The 15575-nt window shown below is 64.5% G+C and carries 13 protein-coding genes and 1 pseudogene; 10 read left to right on the top strand and 4 right to left on the bottom strand.

Annotated elements, in window-relative coordinates; translation table 11 throughout:
* Positions 1-47: 47 nt before the first annotated feature.
* The 4 genes from trxA to E3T34_RS08585 all read right to left on the bottom strand — a co-directional run bounded on the left by trxA (position 48) and on the right by E3T34_RS08585 (position 5484).
* The gene (gene trxA / locus E3T34_RS08600) at positions 48-371 is read right to left on the bottom strand and encodes a thioredoxin (protein ID WP_104100656.1); all 324 of its coding nucleotides are present in this window, start codon (positions 369-371) and stop codon (positions 48-50) included.
* A 43-nt stretch (positions 372-414) separates the two neighbouring features.
* Entirely contained in the window at positions 415-1377 is a 963-nt protein-coding gene (trxB, locus tag E3T34_RS08595) for a thioredoxin-disulfide reductase (protein ID WP_104100657.1), read from the bottom strand.
* 101 nt (positions 1378-1478) lie between these two features.
* Positions 1479-3098: a lipid II flippase MurJ gene (gene murJ, locus E3T34_RS08590; RefSeq protein ID WP_347232697.1), complete on the bottom strand. Its 1620-nt coding sequence runs from the start codon at positions 3096-3098 to the stop codon at positions 1479-1481.
* A complete protein-coding gene (locus tag E3T34_RS08585; RefSeq protein WP_134342729.1) occupies positions 3091-5484 on the bottom strand; it encodes a DUF6049 family protein in 2394 nt (797 codons plus the stop codon). The genes murJ and E3T34_RS08585 overlap by 8 nt, the downstream gene beginning before the upstream one ends.
* Before the next feature lie 80 nt (positions 5485-5564).
* On the opposite strand from E3T34_RS08585, the gene E3T34_RS08580 reads away from it, so the two are divergent.
* The 10 genes and pseudogenes from E3T34_RS08580 to E3T34_RS08535 all read left to right on the top strand — a co-directional run bounded on the left by E3T34_RS08580 (position 5565) and on the right by E3T34_RS08535 (position 15499).
* Positions 5565-6995, top strand: a complete 1431-nt coding sequence (locus tag E3T34_RS08580) for a CCA tRNA nucleotidyltransferase (RefSeq protein ID WP_104100659.1) — start codon at positions 5565-5567, stop codon at positions 6993-6995.
* Positions 6996-7221: 226 nt separating this feature from the next.
* Positions 7222-8226 carry a hypothetical protein gene (locus tag E3T34_RS08575; RefSeq protein WP_134342728.1) on the top strand — a complete coding sequence of 335 codons (1005 nt, stop codon included), beginning with the start codon at positions 7222-7224 and terminating at the stop codon, positions 8224-8226.
* Positions 8227-8494: 268 nt separating this feature from the next.
* Positions 8495-8863: pseudogene (rpsF, locus tag E3T34_RS08570) on the top strand (30S ribosomal protein S6); the annotation flags it as partial.
* A 195-nt stretch (positions 8864-9058) separates the two neighbouring features.
* Positions 9059-9562 carry a single-stranded DNA-binding protein gene (locus tag E3T34_RS08565; protein WP_104100662.1) on the top strand — a complete coding sequence of 168 codons (504 nt, stop codon included), beginning with the start codon at positions 9059-9061 and terminating at the stop codon, positions 9560-9562.
* A 56-nt stretch (positions 9563-9618) separates the two neighbouring features.
* The gene (gene rpsR / locus E3T34_RS08560; RefSeq protein WP_035835236.1) at positions 9619-9882 is read left to right on the top strand and encodes a 30S ribosomal protein S18; all 264 of its coding nucleotides are present in this window, start codon (positions 9619-9621) and stop codon (positions 9880-9882) included.
* Positions 9883-9890: 8 nt separating this feature from the next.
* Complete coding sequence (rplI, locus tag E3T34_RS08555; RefSeq protein ID WP_104100663.1) at positions 9891-10340, top strand: 50S ribosomal protein L9; 450 nt, start codon at positions 9891-9893, stop codon at positions 10338-10340.
* A 443-nt stretch (positions 10341-10783) separates the two neighbouring features.
* The gene (gene dnaB / locus E3T34_RS08550; protein ID WP_104100664.1) at positions 10784-12175 is read left to right on the top strand and encodes a replicative DNA helicase; all 1392 of its coding nucleotides are present in this window, start codon (positions 10784-10786) and stop codon (positions 12173-12175) included.
* Positions 12176-12474: 299 nt separating this feature from the next.
* Positions 12475-12846: a hypothetical protein gene (locus E3T34_RS08545; RefSeq protein WP_134342727.1), complete on the top strand. Its 372-nt coding sequence runs from the start codon at positions 12475-12477 to the stop codon at positions 12844-12846.
* The gene (locus E3T34_RS08540) at positions 12839-13165 is read left to right on the top strand and encodes an ATP-dependent DNA ligase (protein WP_104100666.1); all 327 of its coding nucleotides are present in this window, start codon (positions 12839-12841) and stop codon (positions 13163-13165) included. The genes E3T34_RS08545 and E3T34_RS08540 overlap by 8 nt, the downstream gene beginning before the upstream one ends.
* 249 nt (positions 13166-13414) lie before the next feature.
* A complete protein-coding gene (locus E3T34_RS08535; RefSeq protein WP_134342726.1) occupies positions 13415-15499 on the top strand; it encodes a fructose-specific PTS transporter subunit EIIC in 2085 nt (694 codons plus the stop codon).
* Positions 15500-15575: the final 76 nt, after the last annotated feature.

The following is a 15575-nucleotide window of genomic DNA, read 5'->3' as shown; positions in this document are numbered from 1 at the left end:
CCCGGCGTGAGCCGGACGGGTCAGGGCCTCGGTAGAGGCAGGGACGGTTAGGCCAGGTAGGCGGCCAAATCTTTCTCAAGGGCGACCTTCGGCTTGGCGCCGATGACGGTCTTGACGACCTCGCCCTTCTGGAACACCTTCATCGCCGGGATGGAGGTGATCTGGTACTTGGCGGCCAGCGCCGGGAAGTCGTCGACGTTCAGCTTGACGATGTCGAGCTTGTCAGCGTTCTCGCTGGCAATCTGGTCGAGGATCGGGCTGACGGCGCGACACGGGCCACACCATTCCGCCCAGAAGTCCACCAGAACGGTTTTTTCGTTGTTGATGACTTCCTGGTCGAAGGTGACGTCGGTGACGGCGCGTGCAGACATGTGGTTACTCCTTGATTGAGGGTTATGTGACTTCGGTGAGGGGTTACGCGAGTGCGGGTTCGCCGGCGCTGGCCAGCAGGTTCTCGGGAAGCGAGGCCAGGTAGTGCTCCGCGTCGAGTGCGGCGACGGTTCCGGATGCCGCTGCGGTCACCGCCTGGCGATAGGTCGGGTCGATCACGTCCCCGGCGGCGAAAACACCGGTCTGGCTGGTTTTCGAGCTGCGACCAGCGACGGCGATGGTGCCCTCCGGGGTCAAATCGAGCTTGGTGTGCACGAGGTGCGTGCGCGGGTCGTTGCCGATGGCCACGAAGATTCCGCCGAGGGGGAGCAAGGTTTCATCACCCGAGACGGTGTTGCGCAGGACCAAGCCGTCGACGGCATCCGTGCCGGTGATGCCGACGACCTGGGAATTCCAGAGGAATTCAATCTTGGGGTTGGCGAACGCACGCTCCTGCATGATTTTGGAGGCCCGCAGGGTGTCCTTGCGGTGCACGACGTAGACCTTGCTGGCGAAGCGGGTGAGGAAGGTGGCCTCTTCCATCGCGGAGTCGCCGCCTCCGATCACGGCGATCGTCTTCTCCTTGAAGAAGAAGCCGTCGCAGGTGGCGCACCAGGACACGCCGCGGCCGGACAGGCGCTCTTCGTCGTCCAGGCCCAGTTTGCGGTAGGCGGAACCCGTGGCAAAAATCACGGAGAGTGCTTCGTGCTTCTCGCCGCTGCCCAGCGTGATGGTTTTGGTGTCGCCGGAAAGCTCGAGCTCGGTGACGTCGTCATAGACGACCTCGGTGCCGAACCGCTCGGCCTGCTCCTGCATCTTGGACATCAGTTCCGGTCCCTGGATGCCGTCGGGGAAGCCCGGGTAGTTCTCCACCTCGGTTGTGTTCATCAGTTCGCCGCCGGCCTCGACCGAACTGGCGATCAGAAGCGGCTTCAGGTTCGCCCGGGCGGCATAGATCGCGGCCGTGAAACCGGCCGGTCCGGAGCCTATGATGATGATCTGACGCACGCGTAGACTCCTTCAGATTGTGGGGGCAGCGATCTCGATTGCCTCGCTTCCGGATACAACACATCCTAATCGGATGCTATTCCACGCCGGCTGGGGACCGGTCAACGACGACGGATGCGGTCGATCACCGGGTCGATGAAGCCGCGCAGCTCAGCGGTGCGCATGAGCAGCAGCAGGCCGAAGTAGACGCCTGACATGGCGAGGCCGATGACGATCATGGTGAGAACGGCCTGGAGCTTCCCGGACAGGGCGAATCCAGCCTCCTGGGTGCCACCAAGCACGAGCAGGAGGAGAACGCCGGCCGTGATCGCGGGCACGGCGGCGACTAAGTACTTCACGAGGCTGCGCAGGATGCGCCGCCCGTCGATGCCGCCGAGGCGCCCACGGAGCAGCCCTGCCGCCAGCAGGGCCTGCGCAATGCCGGACACGGTGACCGTGAGCGCGACGCCCGCGGCGATCCAGGCGCTGGGCAGGAGCGAGCAGGCAAGGACGCCGATGATGACCAGCGTCACCTGGAACAGGGTGAAGTAGAACGGCGTACGGGTGTCACCGAGCGCGTAGAAGGTGCGTTGTACGACGAACAGGACGCAGAACGCAACGAGGCCGAGCACGTAGGCGACGATGACGTTGCCGATGCTCTGCACCTGTTCGTAGGGGGCGACGAAGACCCGGGCGAACGGGTAGGCGCAGACCGCGATGACGGCGGAGGCGAGCACGATGATCAGGGTGGTGCCGCGGATGGCGGAGGAGGCATCCGTTCTGACCAGGGCCAGCTTGCCCACCGAGGCGTGCTCGCTCATCCGGGTGAAGTAGGCGGTGGTGACTGAGACGGTGATCACCGAATGCGGGAGCATGAAGATGAGCCAGGCCGTGTTGAGTGCGGCGACCGAGGCGTCGGAGTCGCCGGCGAGGGTGACCACCCGGGTTTCGACGACGCCGGCCAGGGTGGTCAGCAGGAGCATCCCGAAGGTCCAGCTCGCCATCCGGCCGGCCACGCCGAGCCCGACGCCGCGGAAGCGGAAGTCGGGGCGGAAGCGCAGACCGATGCGGTGCCAGAAATAGAACAGCACGACGGCCTGCAGCACGACGCCGAGCGTGGCGCTCCCGGCGAGGACGGCGATCATCGCGGGCGTGAACTCGGTGGCCAGCCGGGTCCCGTTCGGGTCGGCTCCGTAGAACGCCGAGAAGGTGAGTAGGCCCGCGATGGCCACGACGTTGTTGATCACGGGAACCCAGGTGAACGGGCCGAAGGACTTGCGGGCGTTCAGAACCTCTCCGAGGACCGTATACAAGCCGTAGAAAAAGATTTGTGGCAGGCACCAGAAGGCGAACGCCGTGGCGAGGGCCAGCGATTCCGGCTTCATGTTGGACCCGTAGAGCAGGGTCAACAGCGGAGCAAGCGCGGTGGCTGCGATGGTGGTCGCGGCGAGGATGACCAGGGCCAGCGTGAGGAGTTTGTTGATGTACGCCGTGCCACCGTCGGCGTGCAGGCTGGCGCGCACGATCTGCGGCACCAGGACGGCCGTCAGCACCCCACCGGCCACGATGACGTAGACCGTGTTCGGAAGCTGATTCGCCACGGCGAACGCGTTGGTGCTCTGACCGACCTGGCCGATCACCCCCGCCAGCACAATCAGCTTCACGAAGCCGAGGATGCGAGAAACAATGGTTCCGGAGGCGAGGAATGCGCTCGCCCGGCCGATGCTGTCGGTCTTAGGCACGGGGCTCCGTCGGGGCATCGGCCGCGCTGGCGGGGGTCAGCGGGCCGGGCGCAGCGCCGGCGGCCCCGGATTCGGGATCTTCTTCTCGGGGTGCTTCGGCTTCAGGGACTGTGGCCGGTTCTGCCTCTGGCTCGGGGGCGTCCGCAGTCTCAGTTTCGGCACGTTCCCGTCGGCGTCGCAGAATGTTGCGCCACACCCCGAACCCGAAGAACAGCACCACGAACGCGGCGAACAGGAGGGATCCGAGGCCTTCCCAGTCTGCGCGCACGTTGATCGGGATGAGGGCGGGCTGCGAGATGACCGTTCCCGCCGGAGTGAGCAGGGTCACGCGCAGGGTGACGGCGCCGTTTCCCACTGCGGCCGTTACCGGGATGGTCACGGTGCGGGCGGATTGGGCTTCGATGGTGGACTCCACCGCCTCGCCGACCAGGAGGCGCCCGTTGGAGGGAACGACCTGCACCATCACCGTCACGGCCTGGCTCAGGGCGTTGTCCAGGGTCACCGGAATGTCGACCTGGCTGCCGACCACGTTGATGGGGCCCTTGGTCGCGACCGTGATGGAGCCCACAAGCGCCGAGGAGTTCGCGAGGCTGGTGCCGACGGCATCCGCCCAACTGGCCTCCTGGGATGCCCAGGAATTGGATAGCAGAGCCATCAGGTCCAGGCGCTGCGTGCCTGTGACGATCGCCGGGTCGGACAGTACGGAGGAAAAGTCGGTGATTGTCTTCTCGGCCTCGAAGAGCTCGGCGGCCAGGGCCACGCGATCCTCCGGCTCGGCCTGGCTGTCAAACTCGACCTCTTCGGCTGGAACGGATGCCCGCACCTCCGGCAGGGTGGACGGCGCGTACCACCGCAACCCGGCCAGCGCGTCGATGGTCTCGGTGAGTCGGTCTGCGTTGGGCGGCCACCCGCGGTCGAAAGTGGCCAGGAGGGTGCGCGCGGTTCCGGGGCGCTCGGCCGAGACGACCGCCAGCTGCGAGCTGACCTGGGACATGGCTTCGCGCCACGCGTCATCCGTTGTCGCGGCCGCGGCGGTGCGCAGGGCGGCGGCCAACGAATCATCGACGACCAGACCCAAACCGTGGCCGGTGCCGAGATCAAGGGATGCATTCGGGGTGAAGTCGCCGGCGGCCCCAGATGCGTTCGATCCGCCCAAAATGGTTGTGTTGAGGCCACTGGCCGCGAATACGTCCAGGTCTGCACTCGCAACGTCACCCTCGGCCGGCCAGCCGATGTCAGTGGCGCTATATTCCCAAGCAAGCAACTTTTCCGTGGTGGGTGGTGTGCCATCGCTGGGGGGTGCGGGCTGGTCCGTTGACGGCGCCGGTGTCTCGGTGCCAGGCGGGAGGGCAAGGTCGGAGTTCGGCGTCGCGGACTGGTCCGTCGCGGCGAACAAGGCAGGGTCGATCGCCTGGCCGAACGTGGTGGGCGTCAGCAGCGGCCCGGCGCCGGCTTGAGCCTGCAGGGCAAGGTCGGCATCGGCATAGCTGAGCGGGAATATATCGTTCGGAGCCTCGTCCAGCCGGTTCAGCCACGCGATTGCGCTGGGCGGTGCCGCCGAACCGAGGATTCGGATGGAAACAATGATCAGCGGGTCGATGGCAATGGTGACCGGGCGGCCGACGACGCCGTCGAGCTGGCGGCTCAGAACACCGGTCGGCGCCGTAAACGTTTCCAGTGCCTTTGACGTAATCAGGCCCGTCGACTGCGCGGGGGCGGTGATCGGCATGATCACCGACATGTTGACGGGGGTGACCTCTTCGTCGGAATACCAGACGAAGGTGCCTCTGCCCTCTGCCCGCACCCTGTCGTCTGTACTCAGGGTGGCGGCAATGCCGCGGGCACCCCACGCGTTGCCGCTGGTGAGGCCCACGGAGCCGGCCGGCACGGTCAAGGTGAAGATCTCGGTGCTGTCCGGCTGAATGGACGCCATCGTGGGCTCGCTCAGCATGAGATCGCCGGGTTTGCTGTTCTTCTCCGGATCCAGCCAGCTGTTGAGGGCGTTGCGGTTGATCAGTGCCCGTTCCGCGAGGAAGAGGTTGATGGTGCCCGGTGAGATGGTGTCAAGGGTCGCGTTCTCGACGGTGACAGTGACCGTGAGGTCCTGGCCAGCCTGGAGGGGCGCCAGTGTCGCGGGCGACACGCGCAGGTTCACCGCATTGGCCGTTACGGCGGCGATGGTCTTCGCTGTCGGGGCCGCTGGGGCAGATGCAGATGTGATTTCAGACGCGGTTGCGGATGCGGGCAGACCGGCGGAGGCGACCGGCAGAACCCCGGCCAGTAGGCCGATCAGAACGGCGCCGATCGGCCTCTTCGTGCGTGACCAGAGGCCGCGCATCGCTCCGGGGAGCGCGGGCCGACGCTTGAGAACAGACTCGGCCACCATGTAGGGGATTCTACGGCTTCGACGCGGGGGTAACGCCGCACCGGGGCAGCCGGCGTAGCTCCAGCAACTAACATGGGGTCATGCAAAGCGTTGCGACAGCCCTCAAGCGGCTGGGCGACCTGGCTGCCACCCCGACCGTTTCCCGATTGGCGACCGCGTTCCAGACGGCTGGACACGAACTGGCCCTCGTCGGCGGACCGGTCCGCGACGCCTTCCTCGACCGGCCGTTCAACGACCTCGATTTCACGACGGATGCCACGCCGGACCAAATCCTGCACCTCGTGAAGCCAATCTCGGATGCCCACTGGGATATCGGCCGCGCCTTCGGAACAATCGGCGCCCAAATCGCCGGCGAAAAGGTGGAGATCACGACTTACCGGTCGGAGAGCTACGACGGCCAGACGCGCAAGCCCGAGGTGGTTTTCGGCCACCGCCTGGAGGATGACCTGCTACGCCGCGATTTCACGGTGAACGCACTGGCTCTGCGCCTTCCGGGGCTGACTCTGGTCGACCCCGCGAACGGCATCGACGACCTCCTGGCCGGCGTTCTGCGCACGCCGATTTCCCCGGAGATCTCGTTCGGCGACGACCCGCTGCGCATGATGCGGGCGGCCCGGTTCGCCGCCCAGCTCGGATTCGCCCTCCACGCCGACACCGCGGAAGCGATGGAAGCGATGGCGGACCGCATTCGTAATATCTCGGCCGAACGCATCGGCGACGAGCTCTCGAAGCTGCTGTGTGCGGACAACCCGCATGCCGGGCTTGAGCTGCTGGTGGACTCCGGGCTCTGCAGCCGGGTGCTGCCGGAGATCCCCGCCCTGCGCCTCGAAGTCGACGAGCACCACCACCACAAGGATGTCTACCAGCACACCCTGACGGTGCTGGACCAGGCCATCGGCTACGAGAAGTCCCGCGGCAGCTTCGACGGCCCCGACCTGATCGTGCGCCTGGCGGCGCTGCTGCACGACATCGGCAAGCCCGCGACTCGCAAGCTCGAGCCGGGCGGCGTGGTCAGTTTCCACCACCACGACCTGGTCGGCGCGAAGCTGGCGAAGAAGCGGCTACGAGCCCTCCGTTTCGACAACGACACGACCGCCGCCGTGGCACGCCTGATCGAACTGCACCTGCGTTTTTTCGGCTACACCGAGGGTGCCTGGACGGACTCCGCGGTGCGGCGCTACGTGCGGGACGCGGGGGACCAGCTCGAACGACTGCACATCTTGACTCGTGCGGACGTCACCACCCGTAACCGCCGCAAGGCGGACCGGCTCGGCTTCGCCTACGACGACCTGGAACAGCGCATCGAGGAGCTGAACGAACAGGAAGAGATGGCGGCGGTGCGCCCCGATCTCGACGGTGAGCAGATCATGGCCGTCCTCGGGGTGGGTCCGGGCCGTGACGTCGGCGAGGCCTACCGGTACCTGCTCGAGCAGCGGCTGGATGATGGGCCGCTCGGCGAAGACGAGGCCACCCGCCGCCTTATCGCCTGGTGGGCCGAGCGCGCACAGTAGGCCCTCCCGGCGCCTTCCGGGCCCGTCTATTCGCCGAGGCTCGCCGTTTGTGCCGAGAGTCGCCGCACGGGTGACGACTCTCGGCACAAACGGCGAGCGTCGAGACCCGGTGGCACTTCGCGAGCGGATGTGTCACCATCCCTCCACAGGACCTCCGCCGCCGATCTTGGCCACAGGAGCCGCCCTTGCGATCGGAGCCAGTAGGCCGCACCACCAGCATGGCGCTATGAATCTCTACTCCCCGCATGACTGGCGGCCTTTGTATCTCGGTCGTGACGCTCGGTTTCTCGGCGGCGATGGGCGTCCTGTTCAACGGCTGGTCGGATCCGGTCAAGCCGTTCGCCTACGACGTGGCGTTGCCGTTGACGCGACCGGCTGGGACACCATCAGCGATCGTGATCGGTACTTCTTGCGTATGCGCGCCGTGGAGGCCACCAGAAAGTCCCAGCCCGTCTACTCTTATGAATCGGCTGCTGTTTTGTGGGGACTGCCCATCGTCGGCAGATGGCCCGACGAGGTCCACCTCATGGCTGCCGGTAAAACCGGCGTGCATTCGAAGAACGGGGTCACCTGGCATCACGACCGATTGCCCGACGAAGACGTCGTGGAGATCGAAGGGATGCTGGTCACGGGTCTGCTGCGTACGCTGATCGATGTTGCACGAACGGCAGGATTCCTGTCGGCAGTCGCCACGCTCGATTACGGAACGAAACCTAAATTCATCCTGCCGAACGGCATGGCTGCGCTCGGGATCGACCGCGACATTCTGCTTGATCGACTCGACTCCGACGGACCAACCCGTGGGGCACGAGCCGCTCGGATCGCCATTGTCTTCTGCGACAGTCGATCCGGTTCGGTGGGCGAGTCCCTCAGCCGAGGACAGATTCACCTGTGCGGATTCCCGCCCCCCGAATTGCAGGTGTCCTTCGTGCACGAGGACGGGCAGGAAGACATCACGGACTTCCGGTGGGTTCAGAAACAGGGGAACCGCACACTTCGCCTCCTCGGCGAATTCGACGGCAAAGTCAAGTACACGCGGGACGCCTTCATGAATGGGCGTACCAGTGAAGAAGCCGTGTGGTCAGAAAAGCTTCGCGAGGACCGGCTTCGCGGGACGGGGCACGGAATAGCGCGCTGGATCTGGGCCGTAGCGCTGCGCCGGGAGAGCCTGAAACGGCTCCTGCTCGCCGCCGGGCTGCGTCCCGAACCAGGGAAATGCCCCAACAGGTGAAGCGACCGTCGCCGTTCGTGCCCAGAATCTCCGATAGAACGGCGATGGTCGGCACAGTTGGCGATACTCGCGACAGCGTTGACGGACTCGGCGGCGACGAGGGCGCCAAACGGGTGAACGCGCGGAGGCGGTGGCGGAGGGCCGCCGTTTCCGGTAGCCTTGGCAGGTTGTCTGTGCGCCGGATTCCCGGCCTCCGCTTACAACACATGCACAACCCTCCTGCTGCAGAGATTCTGCAGCCGTTTAGTCCGAAGGAGGTGGGTTAGTCATGCATCAGTACGAGTTGATGGTTATCCTCGATCCCGAGATCGATGAGCGCACCGTAGCTCCCAGCCTTGACAAGTTCCTCAACGTTGTTCGCAACGATGGTGGAACCATTGACAAGGTTGACGTTTGGGGTCGCCGCCGTCTCGCTTACGAGATCAACAAGAAGTCCGAAGGCATCTACGCCGTTGTCGACTTCACCGCCAACGCTTCTGCCACGGCCGAGCTCGACCGCCAGCTGAAGCTGTCGGAAGCCGTCATGCGCACCAAAGTGCTTCGCGCAGAAGAAGGCATTGCCCAGGTCGCCGTCGCGAGCAAGCTCGCCGCCGAGAAGGCCGCCCGCAAGGCAGCCAACCCGAAGGTAATCGCTGCGAAGGCTGAAGCCGCTGCTGCCGCCCCGACCGCCAAGGTCGCCGCGTCCGTGAAGCCCGCATCGGCAGCTGCTGCCGCCGCGGTCAAGGCTGCTCCGGCCAAGGTCGAAGCCCCGGTTGTCGACGCTCCTGCCACGGCAGAAGCTGTTGCTCCCGCGCCGGCCGCGTCCGCCGACAAGGCAAGCGACAAGTAGCCCGTGGCCGGCGAGACCGTAATTACCGTGGTGGGCAACCTGACCAGCGACCCGGAGCTGCGGTACACGCAGAACGGGCTGGCGGTTGCCAACTTCACCATCGCATCCACTCCGCGCAATTTCGATCGCGCGACCAGTGAGTGGAAAGATGGCGAGTCGCTCTTCCTGCGCGCGAGCGTTTGGCGTGAATTCGCCGAGCACGTAGCTGGTTCACTGACCAAGGGTACCCGTGTCATCGCTTCCGGGCGTCTCAAGCAGCGTTCGTATGAGACGAAGGAAGGCGAGAAGCGAACGAGCATGGAGCTCGAGATCGATGAAATCGGTCCTTCGCTGAAATACGCCACCGCTCAGCTCACTCGCGCGCAGTCATCGTCTTCTCCTCGAGGCGGTGGCTCACCTGCCGTTGCCTCGAACGACGAGCCCTGGGCTGCCAGCGCCCCCGCCGCGAACACCGGTGGAGATGTCTGGAACACTCCGGGAAACTTCAGCGACGAGACACCCTTCTAAGCCGAGCCTTACAGGCTGTTGGCTGAAAAACACTTCTTTGAGAAAGTAAGGAAATCATGGCTGGAAAGTCGAGCGGCGACCGCCGCAAGCCGCTCCGCGGTGCTAAGGGTGGCAAGAATGCCGCTCCCGCGAAGTCGATCCGGGTTGGTGTCATCGATTACAAAGATGTCCCCACCCTCCGCAAGTTCATCTCCGAGCGTGGAAAGATCCGCGCCCGTCGTATCACCGGTGTTTCCGTTCAGGAGCAGCGTCTTATCGCCCGCGCCGTCAAGAACGCTCGCGAAATGGCGCTGCTGCCCTACGCCGGTTCAGGCAGGTAGGACACCTCATGTCAAAAATCATTCTGACGCACGAGGTCTCCGGCCTCGGTGCACCCGGTGACATCGTCGAGGTCAAGAACGGGTACGCCCGCAACTACCTCTATCCGCAGGGATTTGCTGTTTCCTGGACTCGCGGTGGCGAGAAGCAGATTCAGCAGATCAAGGCCGCTCGCGTAGCCCGCGAGCACGCCACCCTCGAAGAGGCGCAGGCTCTCAAGGCTGCACTCGAGAACGCCAAGGTCAAGCTGGTCGTCAAGGCCGGCGAAGGCGGACGCCTTTTCGGCTCCGTCAAGACCACGGATGTTGCGGATGCAGTTGCCGCAGCGGGTCTCGGTGCCCTCGACAGGCGCAAAATCGAGCTCAGCCCGATCAAGATGACGGGTGAACACCAGGCAACGGTTCGTCTTCGTGACGAACTGAGTGCGACCATCACACTGCTGGTGGTAGCTGCCAAGTAAGCTCTACAGCTTTACACCCGTGTGGCGGTGGGTTCCGAAAGGAACCCACCGCCACACCTGTTTAAGCGATGTCACACACCCAATCGGGGGTGATTTTAGTCCCAGAACATGAGGCGCTGTACACAGGTTTTCCCACACCTCGACAAGATTCAATACGTACTTTAGATAGGTTTTCTACACCACATTGTGAATAGAATTAATACCTGATCAAACTGCATTTATGCGATAAAAAACTTAAGTTGTCCACAGTTGATTCCACAGCTTGTGCACAAGACACGCGGCGTTTCGCCCAGATTCTCCACAGGCTTATCCACAGGGCGGTTTGTTCTCTGCCGAGCCGGGTCCGTATGGTGGGCACGCGGCCGCAATCGAGGTGTGCACAGTGCCCGGCAGCGATGTCGGTGGGCCCTGATAGAACTGCACCACGAGTAAAGGAGGCACGAGTGTCGATCTCTCACTTGGGTCTGGCGGACAAGCGCGGGGCAGACTCACGCGGCGGACTGGAAGCCCGGCACACCGAGCGCACGCTCCCGCACGACCTCCTGGCCGAGCAGAGCGCGCTCGGCGGCATGATGCTGAGCAAGGATGCCGTCGCCGACGTCGTCGAGACCGTGCGCGCCGCAGACTTTTACATCCCCAAGCACGAGATCATCTTCGACGCGATTCTGTCGCTCTACGCGCAGGGCGAGCCGACCGACGTTATCGCCGTCACCGACGAGCTCACCAAGCTAGGCGAGCTGTCCCGGGCCGGTGGCGCGGACTACCTGCACACGCTCACGAGCCTCGTGCCGACCGCGGCCAACGCCGGTTTCTACTCTTCGATCGTCGCCGAACGCGCTCTCCTCCGGCGCCTCGTCGAGGTCGGCACCCGCATCGCCCAGATGGGTTACTCCGGTGAGGGCGAGGTGCTGGATCTGGTCAATACCGCCCAGGCCGAGGTCTATGCCGTCACGGGTGGCAGCGAAACCGAAGACTATGTGCCGCTGACCGACGCGGTCACAGCCGCGATCGAGGAGATCGAGGCTGCCAAGCTCAAAGACGGTCAGATGACCGGTGTTCCCACCGGCTTCGCCGATATGGACGAGCTCACCAACGGCTTCCATCCCGGCCAGCTGATCATCGTGGCGGCGCGTCCGGCGCTGGGTAAGTCCACGCTCGCCCTCGACTTCGCCCGGGCAGCCTCCATCAAGCACGACATGCCCAGCATTTTCTTCTCCCTGGAAATGGGCCGCAGCGAAATCGCGATGCGTCTGCTCGCGGCCGAAGCATCCGTGCCCTTGCAGAGCATGCGCAAGGGCGCCGTCGACGCGCGCGACTGGACCACCATTGCCGCCACCCGCGGTCGCATCAACGACGCCCCGCTCTACATCGACGACAGCCCCAACATGACCCTGGTCGAGATCCGGGCCAAGTGCCGCCGGCTGAAGCAACGGGTCGGCCTCAAGATGGTCATCATCGACTACCTGCAGCTGATGACGTCGGGCAAGAAAGTCGAGTCGCGCCAGCAGGAGGTCAGTGAGTTCTCCCGCGCGCTCAAGTTGATGGCCAAGGAGCTACAGGTTCCCGTTATTGCCCTCTCCCAGCTCAACCGTGGTCCCGAACAGCGCGCGGACAAGATGCCGGCCATCTCAGACCTGCGCGAGTCCGGTTCGCTCGAGCAGGACGCCGACATGGTCATCCTGCTGCACCGCGAGAGCGCGTACGAGAAGGACAATCCGCGCGCCGGCGAGGCGGACCTGATCGTCGCCAAGCACCGTAACGGCCCCACGCGCACCGTCACGGTCGCGTTCCACGGCCACTACTCCCGCTTCGCCGATATGGTGCCGGGCGCCTGACACCCTTTAGGTTCCTGATCTACATGTCATAATCCTGATCTTGTTGTCCATCGCTTGTCAGTGATGACAACTAGCAAACCTCGAAAGTCGAAACAGCTTGGCGTGACTCGCCCACCGCGTCAGTCAGTAGCGGCCCTGTGGATGGACTGGAGCGCCGCACGGCTTCAACCTTCACTCGCGGGAATCGCCAGGGCCCGCCGGCGTCGGGGCAGCCTTTCGCGAGGCCAGCCTTCTCCCGCTGGCCTGCGCCGGTGGACCATCGGCGTGCGCGGGGCACAACAATCAGCTAACATCACCGCATGAAGCGCATAACATATATCGGCGGCTCCATTGTCACGAGCAACAGCATCACATCAGCGCTTCTCGACTACGTCACCTCAGTGGCCGATAGCGACAATAGTGTGGCTGTGGATGTCACCGTGCTCGACGAGAACGACGAGACATCCGTGCACACGCTAACTCTCAGCCCAACCAGTCAATTCGACGTCGTCGATGTCGACGTCGAAGGGATGACGGAGGAAGATGAGGCGACGCGTTTCCCGTTACCTGAAATGCCGATGATCGGTATTACCGGCACCGTCGAAACCACAGGCGACGCTGGTCAGACGGCCAAGGACTTTAACCTTGTCGCTAACGAAATCGACAACGGACTTGGGAGCATTCATGGGTAAATTTATCTACGGGACTCCGTCGATCACCGTCGATTTCGACGACCGGGTGCTCGCTCACCTCAAGATCGTCATTTTGTCCAAGGTACGCCGAGGGGAAAGTTTCACGTTTTCGTGGGAATACTCGGCGGCATCAGGACACGGTCACAGCACCATTTGGATCCACCCAACGATTCCGCTTCAATTCGACTTTTTCGGCAATAGGGAACCACTCCTAAACCGTGCTTGGGTCGAGGAATTGGTGCGTCTGTCAAACACACCAGGCGGCCTGCGGGTAACGCCGGAACCGGCCGAGTTGGAGACGCCCGCACGCGATCGATAATTGCCTGACTACTCCACCCTGGCTCCCGGCGTGAAGCCTGCCAGCGGGGTCAGGGCCAATGGATGCGTGACGTCGTGTCGATGGCCCGGATTGCGACGGACGCACTCGCCCTCAGGGGCTCCATCAGGTCAAAGGGCTAGGGCACGCACCCACTTTCGGGGCAGTGATAAACTTAGCTAAATTTATGAACTTGGGCTGTGGTGTCCGCGGAAGTTCCGGTCGGCCTCGCCCCGGAAGGACGGCTTAGCCATGTCCCAACCTCTCTTCGAAGCGAGCACGGTGCCACCGAGACTCTTGATTCTCGGGATCACCGCCTGCCCCACGGGCATAGCGCACACCTACATGGCGGCCGAGAAGCTCGAGAGCGCAGCGGCTGAGTTGGGCTACGAGATGAAGGTCGAGACGCACGGCTCGGTCGGCGTCGAAGGCACCTTCAGCCAGGACGACATCGACCGTTCGGACGCAATCGTGATCGCGGCCGACACCAAGATCGACGCCTCGCGCTTCGTGGGCAAGCGGATCGTCTCCGTCGGGGTCGCCGACGGCATTCACCGCCCCGCCGCCCTGATTCGGGACGCCCTCGCCGCCGAGCCGTCCACCGTCGGCGACAGTTCCAGCCGGGACGCCACGCCCTCGGGCAGCGGCAAGGCCGACTTCGGAAGCACCCTGTACCGCGCACTGATGAACGGCGTGTCGTACATGATCCCGTTCGTTGTGGTCGGCGGGCTCCTGATCGCCATCTCGCTCTCCTTCGGCGGCGAGGCGACCCCGAATGGGCTCGTCATCCCGGAGGGCAGTTTCTGGCTGACGCTCAACCAGATCGGCGGACTCGGTTTCACCCTGATGGTGCCGATCCTCTCTGGCTTCATCGCCTACGCCATCGCCGACCGGCCCGGGCTCGCACCGGGCATGATCTGTGGCTGGATCGCCACGACCGGGGCCTTCTACAATTCCGAATCAGGCGCCGGCTTTATTGGCGGCATCATCACCGGTTTCCTGGTCGGCTTCGTCGCCCTCGGCATCAAGAAAATTCCCGTACACCGCTTTATCAAGCCGATCATGCCGATCCTCGTGATCCCCGTGCTCACCACCGTGATCGTCGGCGGCGCCTTCGTGCTCGCCCTCGGCCAGCCGATCAGCTGGGTCTTCTCCAGCATGACCACGTTCCTCACCGGCCTGCAGGGTGGCAGCGCGATCGTGCTTGGCCTGATTCTCGGCGCCATGGTCGCCTTCGACATGGGCGGCCCGATCAACAAGACCGCATTCCTCTTTGGTGGAGCATTGATCGCGGAGGGGAACTCAGCCCCGATGGGCATGGTCGCCGCCGCGATCGCCGTCCCGCCGCTCGGGATGGGCTTGGCCACCCTGATCCGCGGCCGCTACTTTTCCAAACCAGAGCGTGAAGCCGGCATCGCCGCACTGTTCCTGGGATTCTTCGGCATCACCGAGGGCGCGATTCCGCTCGCCGCGGCCAAGCCGCTGCAGGTCATCCCGGCGAACATGATCGGTGGCGCCATGGCCGGAGGCATTGCCGCCCTGTTCGGGGTCACCAACTCCGTACCGCACGGTGGCCCAATCGTCGCCGTCTTCGGTGCGGTCTCCGGGGTGCCGATGTACTTCGCGGCCTTGCTCACCGGCGCCGTCGTCACCGCCCTCGTTTCGGTGCTGCTGCTCGGCATTTCCGCGCGCAAGTCGACCCGCCACGCTGCAGCGACGGGTGCGGCCACGGGCACCGCCGCCGGGGCTTCCGGTCCTGTCCCCGCGTTCACGGGCCCATCGGACGCGGATGCCGGCACGGTCGGCTCGGTCGCGTCCGAGTCCGAATCGTCGCCTATGCCCCCGGCGAAGAAGACGGTGCTCGACTATATCGACGAACGCACGATCGTGCTCGACGTCGAAGAGACCGACCGGGATGCGATGATCAGCACCCTCGCCGGCCTGATGAGCAAGACCGGCCGCGTCACCGACGAGACCCTGGTGACCCAGGCCGCCCTCGCCCGCGAGAAGCACGGCACGACGGGCATCGGCGACGGCATCGCGATCCCCCACGCAAAGTCGGACGGTGTAACCGCCCCGGTACTCGCCTTCGCCCGCAGCACGCAAGGCATCGACTGGAACTCAGCCGACGGCTCCAAGGCCACGCTGATCTTCATGATCGCCGTCCCGGAGGCGGAGGCCGGAACCGAGCACCTGAAGGTACTCGCCCAGCTATCCCGCGCCCTGATAAAGCCCACCTTCCGCGACGCCCTCCAGGCCGCCACGACCCCCGCGCACGTACTCGAGGCGCTGGCCCTGCAAGTCGGCGCGAAGACGGTCGCACCCGACGCGTTCTAGGAGCCTGCCGATGGTACGCATCGGCAAACCCGAGCGCTTAGCCTCCAGCAGACCAGAAACGCCGCGGCTTCGGGTC

The sequence above is a fragment of the Cryobacterium sp. TMT1-62 genome, from assembly GCF_004403145.1.
GTDB lineage: Bacteria > Actinomycetota > Actinomycetes > Actinomycetales > Microbacteriaceae > Cryobacterium > Cryobacterium sandaracinum.
Note: the sequence above shows the minus strand (reverse complement) of the source record. Positions and strands in the feature narration are given on the sequence as shown.

Bases quoted from the DNA above. Each gene is read 5' to 3' on its own strand.
- trxA (WP_104100656.1), bottom strand. From the start codon at position 371: ATGTCTGCACGCGCCGTCACCGACGTCACCTTCGACCAGGAAGTCATC.
- E3T34_RS08585 (WP_134342729.1), bottom strand. From the start codon at position 5,484: ATGGTGGCCGAGTCTGTTCTCAAGCGTCGGCCCGCGCTCCCCGGAGCG.
- E3T34_RS08580 (WP_104100659.1), top strand. From the start codon at position 5,565: ATGCAAAGCGTTGCGACAGCCCTCAAGCGGCTGGGCGACCTGGCTGCC.
- E3T34_RS08575 (WP_134342728.1), top strand. From the start codon at position 7,222: ATGAATCTCTACTCCCCGCATGACTGGCGGCCTTTGTATCTCGGTCGT.
- rpsR (WP_035835236.1), top strand. From the start codon at position 9,619: ATGGCTGGAAAGTCGAGCGGCGACCGCCGCAAGCCGCTCCGCGGTGCT.
- rplI (WP_104100663.1), top strand. From the start codon at position 9,891: ATGTCAAAAATCATTCTGACGCACGAGGTCTCCGGCCTCGGTGCACCC.
- E3T34_RS08545 (WP_134342727.1), top strand. From the start codon at position 12,475: ATGAAGCGCATAACATATATCGGCGGCTCCATTGTCACGAGCAACAGC.
- E3T34_RS08540 (WP_104100666.1), top strand. From the start codon at position 12,839: ATGGGTAAATTTATCTACGGGACTCCGTCGATCACCGTCGATTTCGAC.
- E3T34_RS08535 (WP_134342726.1), top strand. From the start codon at position 13,415: ATGTCCCAACCTCTCTTCGAAGCGAGCACGGTGCCACCGAGACTCTTG.